This is a genomic window from Ruminococcus flavefaciens MA2007 (genome assembly GCF_000621845.1).
Lineage (GTDB): Bacteria > Bacillota > Clostridia > Oscillospirales > Ruminococcaceae > Ruminococcus > Ruminococcus flavefaciens_E.
On record NZ_JHXF01000021.1, the window covers coordinates 1 to 14,748 of the forward strand.

The 14,748-nt window shown below is 42.9% G+C and carries 11 protein-coding genes, 1 tRNA gene and 2 rRNA genes; 9 read left to right on the forward strand and 5 right to left on the reverse strand.

Translation table 11 applies throughout. The annotated features are described in order from the left end of the window. The 3 genes from T497_RS0109860 to T497_RS0109870 form a co-directional block, all read left to right on the forward strand. Positions 1 to 302 (forward strand): 23S ribosomal RNA (locus tag T497_RS0109860); the annotation flags it as partial. A gap of 61 nt (positions 303 to 363) precedes the next feature. Continuing rightward, positions 364 to 480 (forward strand): 5S ribosomal RNA (rrf, locus tag T497_RS0109865). A gap of 48 nt (positions 481 to 528) precedes the next feature. Continuing rightward, positions 529 to 602, forward strand: a tRNA-Ile gene (locus T497_RS0109870). A gap of 83 nt (positions 603 to 685) precedes the next feature. Here T497_RS0109870 and T497_RS0109875 read toward each other — a convergent pair. After that, positions 686 to 2,320, reverse strand: a complete 1,635-nt coding sequence (locus tag T497_RS0109875) for a CotH kinase family protein (protein WP_028515469.1) — start codon at positions 2,318 to 2,320, stop codon at positions 686 to 688. 157 nt (positions 2,321 to 2,477) lie between these two features. Between T497_RS0109875 and T497_RS0109880 the strand changes: the two genes are divergently transcribed. Further along, positions 2,478 to 4,217, forward strand: coding sequence for a MutS-related protein (locus tag T497_RS0109880; RefSeq protein ID WP_028515470.1), 1,740 nt, complete (start codon positions 2,478 to 2,480; stop codon positions 4,215 to 4,217). Positions 4,218 to 4,549: 332 nt separating this feature from the next. Here the strand turns inward: T497_RS0109880 and T497_RS0109885 are convergent, their stop codons facing one another. After that, a complete protein-coding gene (locus T497_RS0109885) occupies positions 4,550 to 6,439 on the reverse strand; it encodes a diguanylate cyclase domain-containing protein (RefSeq protein WP_028515471.1) in 1,890 nt (629 codons plus the stop codon). A 331-nt stretch (positions 6,440 to 6,770) separates the two neighbouring features. On the opposite strand from T497_RS0109885, the gene T497_RS17575 reads away from it, so the two are divergent. From T497_RS17575 to T497_RS0109910, 5 genes are all read left to right on the forward strand, one after another. Beyond that, entirely contained in the window at positions 6,771 to 8,645 is a 1,875-nt protein-coding gene (locus T497_RS17575) for an EAL domain-containing protein (protein ID WP_155266893.1), read from the forward strand. Between the two features lie 202 nt (positions 8,646 to 8,847). Beyond that, positions 8,848 to 9,867: a lysylphosphatidylglycerol synthase transmembrane domain-containing protein gene (locus T497_RS0109895; RefSeq protein WP_242840001.1), complete on the forward strand. Its 1,020-nt coding sequence runs from the start codon at positions 8,848 to 8,850 to the stop codon at positions 9,865 to 9,867. 103 nt (positions 9,868 to 9,970) lie between these two features. Further along, the gene (locus T497_RS16510) at positions 9,971 to 10,492 is read left to right on the forward strand and encodes a MotA/TolQ/ExbB proton channel family protein (protein WP_037324856.1); all 522 of its coding nucleotides are present in this window, start codon (positions 9,971 to 9,973) and stop codon (positions 10,490 to 10,492) included. Continuing rightward, entirely contained in the window at positions 10,489 to 11,046 is a 558-nt protein-coding gene (locus T497_RS17580; RefSeq protein WP_051530617.1) for a hypothetical protein, read from the forward strand. Before T497_RS16510 ends, T497_RS17580 begins: the two co-directional genes overlap by 4 nt. Positions 11,047 to 11,057: 11 nt before the next feature. After that, positions 11,058 to 11,468: a hypothetical protein gene (locus T497_RS0109910; protein ID WP_028515474.1), complete on the forward strand. Its 411-nt coding sequence runs from the start codon at positions 11,058 to 11,060 to the stop codon at positions 11,466 to 11,468. A 35-nt stretch (positions 11,469 to 11,503) separates the two neighbouring features. Here the strand turns inward: T497_RS0109910 and T497_RS0109915 are convergent, their stop codons facing one another. From T497_RS0109915 to T497_RS0109925, 3 genes are read right to left on the reverse strand one after another with little or no spacing between them, the layout of a single operon-like run. After that, a complete protein-coding gene (locus T497_RS0109915; RefSeq protein WP_028515475.1) occupies positions 11,504 to 12,721 on the reverse strand; it encodes a peptidase U32 family protein in 1,218 nt (405 codons plus the stop codon). Continuing rightward, positions 12,714 to 14,195: an endolytic transglycosylase MltG gene (gene mltG / locus T497_RS17585; protein WP_028515476.1), complete on the reverse strand. Its 1,482-nt coding sequence runs from the start codon at positions 14,193 to 14,195 to the stop codon at positions 12,714 to 12,716. The genes T497_RS0109915 and mltG overlap by 8 nt, the downstream gene beginning before the upstream one ends. Continuing rightward, the gene (locus tag T497_RS0109925; RefSeq protein ID WP_037324868.1) at positions 14,188 to 14,748 is read right to left on the reverse strand and encodes a 5-formyltetrahydrofolate cyclo-ligase; all 561 of its coding nucleotides are present in this window, start codon (positions 14,746 to 14,748) and stop codon (positions 14,188 to 14,190) included. Before T497_RS0109925 ends, mltG begins: the two co-directional genes overlap by 8 nt.

Genomic DNA, 14,748 nt, shown 5'->3' on the forward strand with positions numbered 1-14,748 from the left:
GTGAGACAGTTCGGTCCCTATCTGTCGTGGGCGTAGGATATTTGAAAGGAGCTGTCCCTAGTACGAGAGGACCGGGATGGACGCACCGCTGGTGCACCAGTTGTCATGCCAATGGCACAGCTGGGCAGCTAAGTGCGGAACGGATAAACGCTGAAGGCATCTAAGCGTGAAGCCGACCTTAAGATAAGATATCCCTTCGTAAGAGTAAGACCTCTCATAGACTATGAGTTTGATAGGCTCAAAGTGTAAGCGTGGTGACACGTTCAGCTTGCGAGTACTAATCGGTCGAGGGCTTTTCCTTTTTACTTCATTCAGAGTTTCGCCTCGCATTACGCTTTATTCTCTTCAAAACTTCAATAAATAGTCGGTGCTTATGGCAATGAGGTCACACCCGTTCCCATTCCGAACACGGAAGTTAAGCTCATTCGCGTTGACGATACTTGGCTGGCGACGGCCCGGGAAACTAAATCAGTGCCGACACTATATACATTATCGGAAGCTGAAAAAGCTTCCGATTTAATGTTATAAGGGCCATTAGCTCAGTTGGTTAGAGCATCCGGCTCATAACCGGACGGTCTGGGGTTCGAGTCCCTAATGGCCCACTCAAAAAAGCACTTCGCAATGCGAAGTGCTTTTATTTTTTATATAAAAGCAAGCCGCCTGCGAAATACAGGCGGCTTTCGTATCAGTTATGCCATTGCTCATTGAGAAATTCTATCCTGCTGTTGAGCCAATCAAGAAGAAAATCAGCAGCTTCTTTTTCAGTTTTACAATTTTTTGCAGGCTCAGACAGCTCATTTACAAATTGAGTATTGTTTTTAATATTATTCCATTTTTTATAGTTCTTTTCAAAATCCGTCTGAAGCGTTGAACTGTCATCGGAAATCAGCTTGCAGGTACGCTCGAAAACTCCACTGTCATAGGCTTTGGTCCATGTCTCCTTAATCATATCCTGATACCAGTCCTGATGAGCGAGGATAACAAGCCATGGATTTATAGTATCATATCCGCCGAATTTACTTCCTCCGTCAACGTCTGGAACAACATTTGAAGCATAGAAGCCCTCACCGTCAATACATCTGTCCTTATTGCCCATTGAGGAATCAAAATCCCACGGAGCTTCAAATGTAAGCTTTTTCTTTCCGTCCGCACCAAAATCAGCGTCCATATAGAAGCTAGACCAGTAAATATCCGCGTCGCAGGTCAGCTCACTTATAATGTACATATCAACGAGGGACTGAACGTCAACAACGTTTTCTACGGCTTGCTGAGGCGTGATTTTTGTGGTTTCTGAGATATTCTTGTAATCTGCATCGAAAACAAAAGCTTTATCATTGTAAGCAGCCTCATACATTATTTGGTATGTGTTATTTACGAAATTTTCGATGAAATCGTGCTGCTCCTGGGAGTAGATATCGCTCTTAATCGTCATTCCAACAGGTTTTTTATGTTCCATTTTGGTTGCAGGAAGTGCTCTCATTTTTTGTCCTTTATCCGAACCGTCGAAAGCTGTCAGAGGAGCATTGCCTGCCAGATCAAGGCTGAATTTGTGAAGCTCGTCTTCGCTTTCAAAATAGCCGTCGTACTCCATGAAATAGCCTATATCGGTGCCTGTATAGTCCTTTTCGGGCTCTGTTATTTTAACTCTCTGGGACGAAACCTGCTGAGTATCGGAGAGGAGATAGAGTCCCAAGTATTCGCCGTTTATCACCACCTGTACGAAGTCCGTGTCAGCAGCATAGAGACCGTCCTTGCCGAGAATCTCACGGGACGCATAAAGCGCAGCCTTATTTCTAAGCATTGAAGCGTCCTTGTACTCAGCAAGCAGCAGCCAACTTTTCTGCTCAGCGCCGTTATTGAGACCGAGCATACTCTGTTTTTCACTGAACTTTATCTTCAGAGGCTTTTTATCGTATAAAGTTGTCCAGTTTCCCCGAACTTTTACTTTTGCTTCGGCGGAATCAAGCATGACTTCGCCGTCTTTGTTCTTGAGAGATATTGTGCAGTCCTCATAATAGGGCTCGGGCGGAATTTTATAATTTGGAGTCCATGAAGCTATAGCCGCTGAAACGTGTCCTGCCACAGGCTTTGTTATGAAATCAAGGACATTTGCGTCCTTGCTCTTTGTTTCAATATAAAGTACAGGAAGAACATTTGAAATAGATTCTTCGGTATTAGTCGAAGCTGATGTTGCGCCTGTTGTGTGCTCTGTAGGATTTATTGCAGAATCAGATTCAAAACTGCTGTTATTATTGGCTGAACACCCGAAAAGCATTAATGCCGCAGCAGAAGCTGAGATTATTCTGGGGATTTTTTTCATTTTGTATGCTCCTTGATAAAAAATTACATTTCTATATTATCACAAATTGCACGAAAAATCAAGCGATTTATACATAATTTTGGCTTTTTTATTTGACTTTATCAGCATATTATGCTACAATGAATGTGCAATAGTTTTTTATATGAAAGGAGCTCCTATGAATACAAACAAATATTTCAGTATATTATTCCCAAATAACGCTGATATAAAATACAAACAGCTTTCAGCGGAGACCTGTCACGACCTTGGCCTTGATACCCTTTGCAGCTGCGTTACAAACGATACAAAAGAGCAGAATCTATTTATGAATATAATCTCAAATATGACAGCTGATCCGCAGGTCGCTGAGTACAGATGTCAGGTATTCAGGGATATTCTTCATAATCCTAAGCTCAGAACTCGTATGGTGGAGCTTTTTGATAAGCTTGGTTTTATAAAGCAATTCAGTGCTTCACGTATCGACTCCGACGAAAAGCTGGGGTTCTGGCATCTTATGCACAGGCTTGACGAGCTTAACGATTATATCAAGTGCATAGAGGAGATGAAAAGCTGTCTTGAGGGAGAAGATCTCCAATCAGAGGGACTAAAGGGTTTTCTGAGTTACATAGACGAGCTTTATAATGAAGCCTGCTTCGCGGAGATGAAAAAGGATATAGCAGAATTAAAGATAAAATCTGCTGATATACAGAGCGTTACTGTTGGTATTAACGTGAATGAACGCTTTGAGGCAACAAGTATGGGACTTATCTCCGTTAACGCAAGGCAGTTCAAAAAATCCAATATAGTGAGCAATTTTGCAGACGCATTAGCTTCAAAAAGCAAGATTAACGAGGGTGCTGCATGGGACGGTGATATGCATTATCATCAGGTGGATAAGCTCAGAACACACGCTATTTCTAAAACCATAAATAAAATGGGGGAGTATCTGGCTGTAACGAACACGGCTTTTGTTGACGGCAGGATAAGAGCTACGGTAACTCAGACTCCCGACGGCGACGGTACAAGCGGTGCGACCTTTTATCTTGATAAGGTATTGAATAAAATGCTTGACTCAATGGTGAAAAAGCTACGGGACACGCTGTCTAAATATGCGGATATAGCCGTTGTCAATATCTCCCAGCTTGTTCCCGAGTTCATATATTATATCCGATTTGCGGACTTTATAGAGCAGTATATCGGGAAAGGCTTCAAATTCTGCGAGGCGGAGACTATTTCTGACGATAATATCTCTATGGACGCTAAGGGAATGTACAATATGAAGCTTGCGGTGAACAGCGAAAAAATGGAGGATATAGTCTGCAACGATCTTGTTTTCGATAAGGAGCATTCTATTTATATCCTTACAGGAGCAAACAGAGGCGGCAAGACTACTATAACTCAGGCAGTCGGTATCATGTACGTTCTGGCACAGGGCGGTATCTGCGTACCAGCGGAGTCCTTCCGATACAGACCTGTGGACTGCGTATACACACATTTTCCAGCGGACGAGGATAAGACTCTTGACCTTGGCAGACTTGGTGAGGAATGTGTACGTTTCAAGGACATCTATTCACACTGCACCAAGGACAGCCTGCTGCTCCTCAACGAGACCTTTTCCACAACTTCATTTGAGGAGGGATTCTTTATTGCTCGTGATTCTGTAAAGGCGATAGCTCAGAAGCAGATTCGTACTATTTATAATACCCATATGCATAAGCTCGCACTGGAGGTCGATGATATCAACTCCGCCGAGGGCAATGCAAAGGTATCTTCACTTATCATGAAAAGCGATAACGGACAGCGCTCATTCAAAGTTGAGGTCGGTTCGCCCGAGGGTATGTCCTATGCCCATGATATCGCCGTGAAATACGGAGTTACATTTGAAATGCTGACAGATACAGAAAAAAACACCCATTAACCGTGATATTTAAATAGAAGTTTTACGCTTATTATTGAGAGAACAATTTTGAAGATGTTTTCTCAGATTTCTTTCAAGACCGTTATTTCATTTTTTCTATAAAAGAGCCCAAAAATTAAACTTGCCCCTCTGTAAAAATTACAGAGGGGCTCTTTTATAGAAAAAATCAGCTAAAAGTCTTTGGAAAGTGGTTCGGGGTGACTCCCCGCAGTGCGGGGAGATGTCCGAAGGACAGAGGGGCGCGCCTCCGTCAGAGGGAGCCTTTCCTCAGAAAGGTTTCCCCCGATAAAAAGTATAATCTGCTATATAAGTATCACAGTTAATAGGTGGTTTTACTGTCTGACGCTGCGTTTTGCTTTTTTATTTTCGTACATTCTGGCGTCGCTTATTTTTAGGAAGTCCTCAAGTCTTCCTGTTGCGTCAGTTTCAACAAGGTAAGCGCCGCAGCTCAGTGATACTGAGTAGGGCTTCTTGGAGTAGCCGTTATAGCTCTCGCACAGGTCGTTGAGCCTTTCTATAAAGCGTTCAAGCTTTTCCTCGGAATAGTCGGGAGCAAAGATATAGAATTCATCGCCTCCTGCTCTTCCAGCTATTTCGCCCGAGTCGCAGCATTTCGTGATTATGTCCGCAGCGCCCTTTATAGCGCGGTCGCCTTCGTAGTGACCGTAATCATCGTTGATACGCTTAAGACCGTCCATGTCAATGACCATGGTGCAGACTGTGCGGCTTTTTTCAATTGCAAGGATAGCCTCGCGTGACATATCGTCGAAGCCGCGGCGGTTCAGCATACCTGTAAGAACGTCCTTTATGCTGAGATTTTCCAGTGAACCGATAAGCTTGTTGATTCGGTCGTTCTTCATAAAGGTTTCAAGCGTCATCGCGATATTCAGCAGCCATACATTGTAGAACTCGTTGAATACGTGCTTTTCTGTCATCTCAATTGCAGCATATCCGAACATTCGCTCAGCGCAGTGAACGCTCATAATGTAAATAGAATGAGGTTTGTCGGACTTTGTATGCGGAACCATTGACGAGAAGTCAAAGGTGAGGGGGGAGCGGTCGTATTCATTGTTTTTATCTATCCAGATAGCAGGCGTGAATTTTCCTGACGGACAGGTATAATCGCTTTCGCTTGAAAGTCTGCCGCTGCCGTCGATATGGAGCATAAGGAAAAATGCATTGAAGTTTCCGAAATTAGTGGAATCAGTCTCAAAAACGTCAGCAAGACCTTTCAGGTCGTCCACCTTATTAAGCTTCAGGATAGATGATTCAGAATCATAAAGATTATAGGTGAAGGAGCGGTTCAGCGCATAGACGTTATTGATATTTTCGGATTCCTGCTTGTAATCCAGTGGGTGACAGCCGCATGAGTGCGTGAAAATCGGAGATGGAACGATGCGAAGATCGGTAATCTCTTCTTTTTTGTCAGCCAGATCCTTTAAAAGCTGGATACATTTATAAGCTATATTGCGCCTTTCTCGGGTAGCAGATGTGATATGCGGTATGTATTCCTGTCCTTCTATGGAGCCGTCATAGCCTGAAATGGCAATGTCCACGGGAACCTTGATACCGCGCTTTTTCAGTGCTGTTATAAGAGCGATAGCCATATAGTCGTTTGAGCAGACTATAGCTTCGGGACGTTCAGGGCGTGACAGGAAAAAATCAGCAGCCTCCTCGCCCTTATTGAACCAGAAATCTCCCTCGAATACACCGACGCCGTTCTTTGGGAATCCGTGTGATTCCATTTCCTCATTGAATACTTTCAGACGAAGCTGTGCGTCAGGGTGGGTGAGATAGCCTGCCATAAAGCCTATTTTTGTATAGTGATGAACATCTATCATATGCTCGATGAGCTGACGCATACCGCCTGCGTCGTCGAAATCGATATTATAGAAGCCCTCTACATAGCTGCTCATGGAAACAACGGGACACTTAGCTCCGCGGAGCTTGTGAATGACTTTTTCGGTAATGCCGTCAATATTGTAGCCCTCACCGTCGAAAATAATACCGTCGAACTGGTCAAGGTCAATGAATTCAATGAGATCAAACTCATAATCTCCGTACTGTGCGTTTTTGCCGCCGATCTTACCGAGGGAATTGATATAGACCAGATTTACATTGAGCTCCTGTGCTGCATCGTTGAAAGCAGTTGGCATACTTTGTCTGTAGAGACTTGAATAAGAACAGCCAAAGATAGCAATAGTTTTCAGTTTTTCGGTCATTGTCAAGCTCACCTCGGTTGGATAATCCTATAAAAATTGTAGTTATTAGTAGTATATATATCCTTTTATATTATAATAATATCACATTTTAGCCTGTTAGTCAATGAATATTTTGTTACAAAATAACATTTTATGAGAAAAAAGAGTTATTTTTTATAATTAATACATATAGTTATCTAAGTAAACATTTATACAGCTCAGTCAAAAGAAATATAGTTTACAATTTAAAACGATTTACAGAATATTCATGCAATATTATAAAATATATACAAATTTACATTAAAACTATGCTATAATAAAGTAAAAGTAAACTCATTTAGGGGGTGAGTTTTTGACACAAAGCATTCAGGTGCAGATGTGTGCAATGGTACTCATGCTGCTTGTCTGTTATTTTTCTTTTATCAGACACAGCGTTGTACTGAAAAGTATGCTGCTGTACAGGCAGCTGGTAGTAGTTACAACAGGATGCGTTGCGGCGGATATCCTGTCAATTATTGGTATCGCTCACGCAAATTCGCCTTTGACCGATATATTATGCAAGATATATTTGTTTTTTGTTATATGGACAAGTTTCCTGTCCTTCAATTATGTCTGTTATGACATTGTAAAGATCAGGCGCAAGGTCATGCTGCGGCGTTTTTTCAGGTTCTTTACTCTTGTCAGCAGTATCATACCGTTTTTCCTGCCCATTGATTTTTACAATTCGGGAGACGAGATCTACAGCTTCGGACCTGCTGTGACCTATACTTTTGTAATTTCTCCTATTTTTATAATAGCTTCTATGGTACTTATCCTCATATGCAAGAAACATATGAACCCCTATCGCAGCAACGCTGTTATGATATGGATGCTTATGGAGACAGCAGGAGCGCTTATCCAGATAAATAACCGTGGATTGCTGCTTATAAGCTTTTCTATGGCTTTAGGAGTTACTGTGCTCTTTGCTAAGCTTGAGAACCCCGACAGCGGTATCGAGCGAGTAACGGGCTGCTACCGTATATCACTTCTGAGGGAATATGTTCAGCAGTTATACGATAACGACGACAAGGAAAGAGCGCTTATAGTTATCGAGAACGAAGAACTGGAAAAGGAGCTTTCTATTGAAGCTATAATGCTTATCGAGATAGGTAATTTCCTAAAAAGACTGAATTGCGGAAAGGTGTTCCGTGGTATCGGGAATGACTTCGTTATAGTTTTCAAGGACGTAAACGAAGCCAAAACGATTTTTCCTGCTATCAAGGAGCGCTTTGAGTTCAGCTGGCATGAGGGGAATATACTTCACCCGCATTATCTGCTTATACCGTCTATCAAGGTATTTGAGAACCCCAGCGAGCTTTTCTCTACATACAGGTATTACTCCAATATGACTGCGGATAGCAGCGAATCTTTCTTTATCATTGATTCGGAAGCTCTTGACAAAATGAAGGAATTCCGTTTCATGCAGAGCGAGATAAAGGCAGCTCTCAACGAAAACAGGTTCATTGTCTTTTTGCAGCCAATATACTCCGTGACGGAAGGGAAATTCGTTTCGGCAGAGGCTCTTGTCCGTATGAAGAGCCGCGACGGAAAGCTTATCATGCCGAGCAGCTTTATCCCTATTGCTGAACAGACAGGACAGATAGAGCAGATAGGCGAGAGGGTATTCGAGATAGTCTGCGACGTCATCAAGGAGCATGAAATACAGCTTCTGGGACTTAAATACATTGAGATAAATCTTTCTGTCATTCAGTGTGAGAACAGAAACCTTGCGGCGCGTTTTTCAGATATAATCCGAAGATATGAGATAGAGCCCAATACAATAAATCTTGAGATAACCGAATCGGGTTCCATAAAGCAGAAAAGCATACTTCTGGATAATATGGACTACCTCAGCAGATACGGCTGTTCATTTTCGCTTGATGATTTCGGTACAGGCGAATCAAATCTCAATTATATCGTGAATATGCCTGTTGATATCGTAAAATTTGACCGTTCAATGGTGCTTTCCTATTTTTCAACGAAAAGAGCGGGAATTATGTTTGAATATGTAACAGGAATGATAAAGCGCATGGGCATGAAGATCGTTGCTGAGGGCGTTGAGGAAAAATACCAGTTTGAAGCGCTTTCAAAGCTCGGTATCGATTATATACAGGGTTATTACTTCTCGAAGCCGATACCGATACCTGAGTTTATCAGTTTTATCCGCCGTGCCAATATAAGAAAATAGCAGCACGTACTGTTTCCCCAAACAGTTTTACTCAGACTGCCTGCCGATATATCGTCGGCAGGCAGTCTATGATTTTGTGTTGATTTTTCGTCATATAATACGATTTGTATTGACAAAAAAGGGCTATTATGTTATAATTTAAGTTACTGAAAAACTATATCGCGCGGGGGTGACTTTAATCAAAAAAATATTGAAATACGCGTTGAATATAGGTCTTATCCTCGTTATCACTCTGTTTACACTGAATCTCATCTTCAAGGAGCAGGAGCTCCCCGAGATAATTAGTGACCTGAAATTGGCAGATCCCCGCTGGATAGCTTTGGGCGCAGCGGCAGCGATATTCTTTGTGGCAGGGGAATCCTCTATCATTCACTATATGCTGAGGGTGCTTGATCAGAAGACCAGCTTTTTAAGATGCCTGAAGTATTCTTTCATTGGTTTTTTCTTCAGCTATATAACACCGTCATCAACAGGCGGTCAGCCAATGCAGATGTACCACATGAAAAAGGATAAGATAAAGATAGGTTATTCTACGCTTATAATGCTTCTAATAACCATAGCCTACAAGTCTGTGCTGGTACTGTTGGCGCTGGGATTTCTGATATTCAACTTTGATACTGTCGCCTTATATGCAGGGGACATGAAATGGCTGATAGTTCTTGGATTTGCTCTGAATCTTGCTTTTATAAGCCTGCTTCTGCTGGTTTTTATAAAGCCTATCTGGGCAAGAGCTCTTGGTATCAAGGTAGTTGAGCTTCTGACGAAGCTTCACATAATGAAGCGCAGAAACAAGGAAAAATACACCGAAAAGCTTATAAGGATATGTGATACCTATGCAATGGGCGCTGATTACATCAAAAAGAATCTTTCGGTAGTGTTCAACGTATTCCTGATGACGGCTGTACAGCGTATCTGCCTTTTTTCCATTACGTGGATAATCTACAGGGCATACGGCATGAACGAAACAAGATATATCGACATTCTGACCATTCAGATAATGATAGCTGTGGCTGTGGAGATGCTTCCTCTCCCGGGAGCAGCTGGCATCACAGAGGGCTGTTTCCTGCTGGCGTTTACAGAGATATTCACTATGGAGAGAGTAAAGCCTGCACTTCTTATCAGCCGCGGACTCAACTTCTATCTCATACTTCTTATCGGAGCAATAGTGACCTTTGCAGCGCACATAATCAACATCAAAAGAGACAAAAAACAAACAGAATAGCAATCTATCTCCGCGGGAACGCGGAGTTTTTTATTGTCAAATAATCGTAAAATATCTTGCAATTTAATATTTAAGGTGTTATAATAGTGTTTGAGGTGATAAAATGAGTATAATTGCTAAGCTGCTTCAGAGTATAGTTTCATCTGATATATATATTCTGTTTTTTTGTTTTGCTGCTTTGTTTGTTGCATTCAGAGTCAGCAGGCTCACAAAGAATGTTGACAATGATATATATGACTGGGAAGAAAAAAGCGACGAATTATCAAATAATCCCGAGAAAACAAATAAAATATTTGATTGCTACAAGCATCTGAACCGAAGCTATACTGTTTTTATTGCCTTGATATCAATTTTTCCGCTTTTGGGTATGTTCGGAACTGTCACTGCGCTTCTGAGCATTGATATGTCCGATGCTGAAACAATAAACACTGCTAAAAGCAGCTTCTTTAATGCGCTGACTTCTACTACGTGGGGCATTATTTTTTCAGTAGGCTTTAAAATAGCTAATGCTTACTTTTTCTCAGATGTAGAAGACCTGATTCAGCGGCTTTTAGCTTTAAAGAAAAAGCTTATCAAATACGGAATAGATGAATCCATAAAGAATAAGTCAGGGTGGCGCGTATGAAACTGCGCGAGATTATCCTTGATTTTACGTCCCTGCTCGATGTTATAATGATAATCCTGTTCTTTTTTGTCCTGTACAGCACCATGGACACAGAAAAAGCCGCAAATAAGGCTAAAGAAGCGGAACAGACATACAATCATCTCATAGTTGAGCAGCAGGAGATAAATGAAGAGGCTCAGAAGGATCTGGAGCGTATCAAGGCTGCGGACGAAAATGCGGCTGTGAATCAGCAAGCTCTTAACGCATTTGATAAAGGCGATTTTTTCACTTTCAGACTTGATGTTGCCGAGCAGAGCGACAACTGGACTTTGAGAGTATTCTTCGGCAGAAAACAGCTTGGTACGATCCATTCGCAGGAGACCGATGATATAAAGGGCTCCATAAGAGATATACTTGAAAAATCGGGCTTTACCACCGAAGATACATATCTTTGTATACTTTCCTATGACGGTCAGCAGTACGGAACAGCGCTGGCTTTCAGGGAAATTGACGAAGCAATAGATGATATTCAGCGCGAATATCCTAATTTATATTTTTCAAATCTTAATAAGTGAGGTAATCAAAAATGAAGAAATTATTGGCTTTTATTCTCTTAGCAGCAGTTATTGCAGCGCTTATCTGGGCATTCCTGCACTTCAAGGGCTTCGGACTGCTTGGTGAAAAATCAGAGGACGGCAAGGGTAAAAACGATACAAGCGTATCTGAGGTCGTAGAAAAGACCGAACCTGTAACAACTGAGAAAGCAACAGAGGAAAGCAAGGACGAAAAGCTTGCAATTTCAATTTCCAAGAATGAATACGTTATCGACAATAAGATGACAGGATTTGACGACCTTATAAATCTCATCTCCGAAAAAGACAAGAATATCGAAATTGAAATTACAATTGACGATACTGCTGCAAAGAATACAGTGGACGAGCTCACGGACAAGCTTGACGAGCTTGGCTACAAGAACTATAAAAAGATCGATAAGTAAAGTAAAAGGCTGATACGAAAGTATCAGCCTTGATTTTATGTTGTTTCTTTTCTTATCACAGTGCCCTTTGGGAAGGTGAGGTCGGATTTGAAAGAGAACTTCATCATTGCATGATTTGCAGTCTCGATCTCCTCGCCATTTTCGTCATAAAGATTATTCAGTACCATTGCTACTGGTTTCTGTGAGGGAGCAAGAAGCTCCACGGTATCGCCTGCAAAGAACTTGTTGCGCTGTGTGCAGTATACAGTGCCGTTTTCGCAGCTCTCAACAACAGCCACAACATCATAATTGCGAATATAGCCGCTGTTTTCATAATACTGGGATTCCTCGGGAGTACCAAAGAAGAAGCCGTTGCAGTATTTTCTGTGGCTTACCTTGTAAACCTCGTCTCTTATCCAGTCGGGGAGTACGAAGTTATCAGGATTCTTGTAATAGTGGTCAACAGCCATTCTGTAGGCATTTGTGACAACTGTAACATAGTAAGCGGACTTTGCACGTCCCTCTATTTTCAGGCTCATAACGCCTGCCTTTGCCAGTTTGTCGATGTGTTCTATCATGCACATATCCTTGGAGTTGAGGATATATGTGCCCTTTTCGTCCTCGAAAACAGGGAAGAACTCGTTGGGGCGCTTTTCTTCTACAAGATGATAGCCCCAGCGGCATGGCTGAGCACATTCGCCGCGGTTTGCATCACGGTTTACGAGGTACTGTGACAGCAGACATCTTCCTGAGAACGAAACACACATAGCTCCGTGAACAAAGGTCTCGATATCAAGGTCGGGACTTGTTTTTGCTCTTATCTCGGCAATTTCGTCCAGAGACAGCTCTCTTGCGAGAACAACGCGCTTAGCGCCCATATTGTAGAGCTCCCGAGCAGTAACGTAATTCACGATACCTGTCTGAGTTGAGATATGTATCTCCATGTCGGGAGCGTATTTTTTTATCAGCATGAGAAGTCCGATATCCGCAACTATAAGAGCGTCTACCTTGGCTTCTACAGCTTCTTTTACGAACTGCTCGAAATCGGGTATCTCGCTGTTGCGCGGCAGGGTGTTGCAGGTGAGATACACCTTGACACCTCTGTCGTGAGCAGTCTGAACAGCCTTGCAAAGCTGCTCGAAATCGAAATTCATTGGCGAAGAACGCATACCGAACTGCTTTCTGCCGAGATATACAGCGTCAGCGCCGTAATCCACAGCAGCAGTGAAGCGTTCCTCATCGCCTGCCGGAGCAAGAACTTCAAGCTTATTCATTAGCAGCAGCCTCCGCTTCCTTCTGTGCCTGTTCTGCTTCGTACTGAGCCTCGTCAGCCTTTACCATAGCCTTCTTCTGCTCATGCTCGTCATTGGTCTTGGAGAAGTAAGTCTTCTGAGTATAGATATTAGCGATGAAATAGTAATCCTCGGACGGCATTTTTTCAAGAACAGCGTCAATAGCGTCGATACCGGGGTTGCAGATAGCTCCCGGAGGAAGTCCCTTTGACTGATAGGTATCGTAAGCCTTGACGATATCGTTGTTGAGTACAGTCATATGAGGCTTGATAGTGTAGTTTGCGTAGTTCTTGGTAGGATCAGACTGGAGCATACCTACTGTTTCAGCGTCCTCATGTTCAAGACGGTTCCAGAATACGCTTGCAACGTGATTCATGTCCTCACGATTCGGAGCCTCAGCCTGAACGATTGAAGCGAAAGTAACAAGCTGATCCAGTGAAAGGTGGAGATTCTCCATTTTCTTGATACGCTCGTCTGTGAGCTTCTTGTCGAAGTTGTAGTATATCTTCTGGCATACCTGCTCAGGATCCATTTCCTTTGTGAATGTGTAGGTATCAGGGAAGAGGTAGCCCTCCATACGTGTATCAGCGAATCTGAGAGTGCTTGTATTCTTGTTGAGCTTGTCCTCGAATCTGTTGCCGTAGCCGCCTGCATTGAAATAGAACATGAAATCGCTTGCCTTGCATACGCCCTGCTGCTCGAGGAGGTCAGCTGCTTCGTATAGAGTAATAGCTTCACGGAATGTAACATTTACAGATTCTTTTTTCTCCTCCTCAGCCTCATTGGTGAGAGTATCAATGATAGTCTCATATGCCATATTGGGACTTACGAAGTGCTCTCCGGGGAGATACACATCGGGAGTTTTTCTGAATTTTGAGAAGAGCTGGAAGCATTTAGGTGAGTTGATGATGCCCTCGTCGTAAAGCTGCTGTGAGATCTGTTCTGTATTGGTATTTTCGGGAACGATTATCATTTTAGTTGTGTCGTCCTTGCCGATACCGAACATATCCTTGCCGAATGCGATTATAACAAGAGAGAGACAGATAGAAACGGCGAAGATAAATACAGTGAGTATGAGAACGCCGGGGAGTCTGCTTCTTCTCTTTTTCTTCTTTTTCTTGTGATGAGCCGCATTGCGTTTTACAGCTGCACTGTTGCGCACGTGTTCGGACTCGTTTACACGCGGTCTTGGAGCTCTAGCAGGCGGGGGAGCGGCAGCGCCATCGCGATTGCCCTCGGCACTTGGACGGGGACGTTTTTCAAGCTGTCTGTGAACAGGTCTCGGAGCAGGTGCAGGAGCTTCTTCGCTGACGCTTTCAACTGCTCTTTCGGGCTGTTCTGCTTTTTCTTCGATTTTTTCGGGTGTTGGTTCAATCTCTGCTTCCTGCTGCTTTTTTGCATTGTCAAGCTGATTAAGGATATCATTGATAACATCATTATTATTGTTATCAGCCATTGCAGAGCACCGTCCTTTCTTCTGTAACTATAATATCGACTCTGAGGTCGTGCTGCATAAGAGGCAGCCGCTCGACGATAAGCTCCTCATAAGCGAGAGCGATAGTCGTCATATGTGGATTTTCCTGTATAAATTTATCGTAGTATCCGCCGCCGTAGCCGAGACGTCCGCCCTCCTCGGTAAAAGCAAGACCCGGGATTATGCAGACTGTCTTATCGGTTATAACAGGCTGGGGGAGAGCACTGTCGGGCTCTGAGATCCGGTACATACCCTCATGAAGGTCAGCAACAGAGCCGATAATATGGAAGGTCATTGAGCGCTCACCGCCGCATATTGGCAGAGCAACGTTCTTGCCCATTTCTATGAGCTTGTCGATGAGCAGATATGTATCGACTTCTGAACCAAAGGAAGCATAAAGGAGTATATTGTCAGCCTCCAGTATCTTTTCTTCCTCCAGAAGTCTGTCGGTGATGTCAATGTCCTTTGACACCTTGTCGCGTATCTCGGCACGGAGATGTGAGAATTCTTTTCGCAGTTCTTTTTTATTTTCCAT

Coding starts and splice junctions, on each gene's coding strand:
- T497_RS0109875 (WP_028515469.1), bottom strand. CDS start 2,320: ATGAAAAAAATCCCCAGAATAATCTCAGCTTCTGCTGCGGCATTAATG.
- T497_RS0109880 (WP_028515470.1), top strand. CDS start 2,478: ATGAATACAAACAAATATTTCAGTATATTATTCCCAAATAACGCTGAT.
- T497_RS0109885 (WP_028515471.1), bottom strand. CDS start 6,439: ATGACCGAAAAACTGAAAACTATTGCTATCTTTGGCTGTTCTTATTCA.
- T497_RS16510 (WP_037324856.1), top strand. CDS start 9,971: ATGAGTATAATTGCTAAGCTGCTTCAGAGTATAGTTTCATCTGATATA.
- T497_RS17580 (WP_051530617.1), top strand. CDS start 10,489: ATGAAACTGCGCGAGATTATCCTTGATTTTACGTCCCTGCTCGATGTT.
- T497_RS0109910 (WP_028515474.1), top strand. CDS start 11,058: ATGAAGAAATTATTGGCTTTTATTCTCTTAGCAGCAGTTATTGCAGCG.
- T497_RS0109915 (WP_028515475.1), bottom strand. CDS start 12,721: ATGAATAAGCTTGAAGTTCTTGCTCCGGCAGGCGATGAGGAACGCTTC.
- mltG (WP_028515476.1), bottom strand. CDS start 14,195: ATGGCTGATAACAATAATAATGATGTTATCAATGATATCCTTAATCAG.
- T497_RS0109925 (WP_037324868.1), bottom strand. CDS start 14,748: ATGGAAAATAAAAAAGAACTGCGAAAAGAATTCTCACATCTCCGTGCC.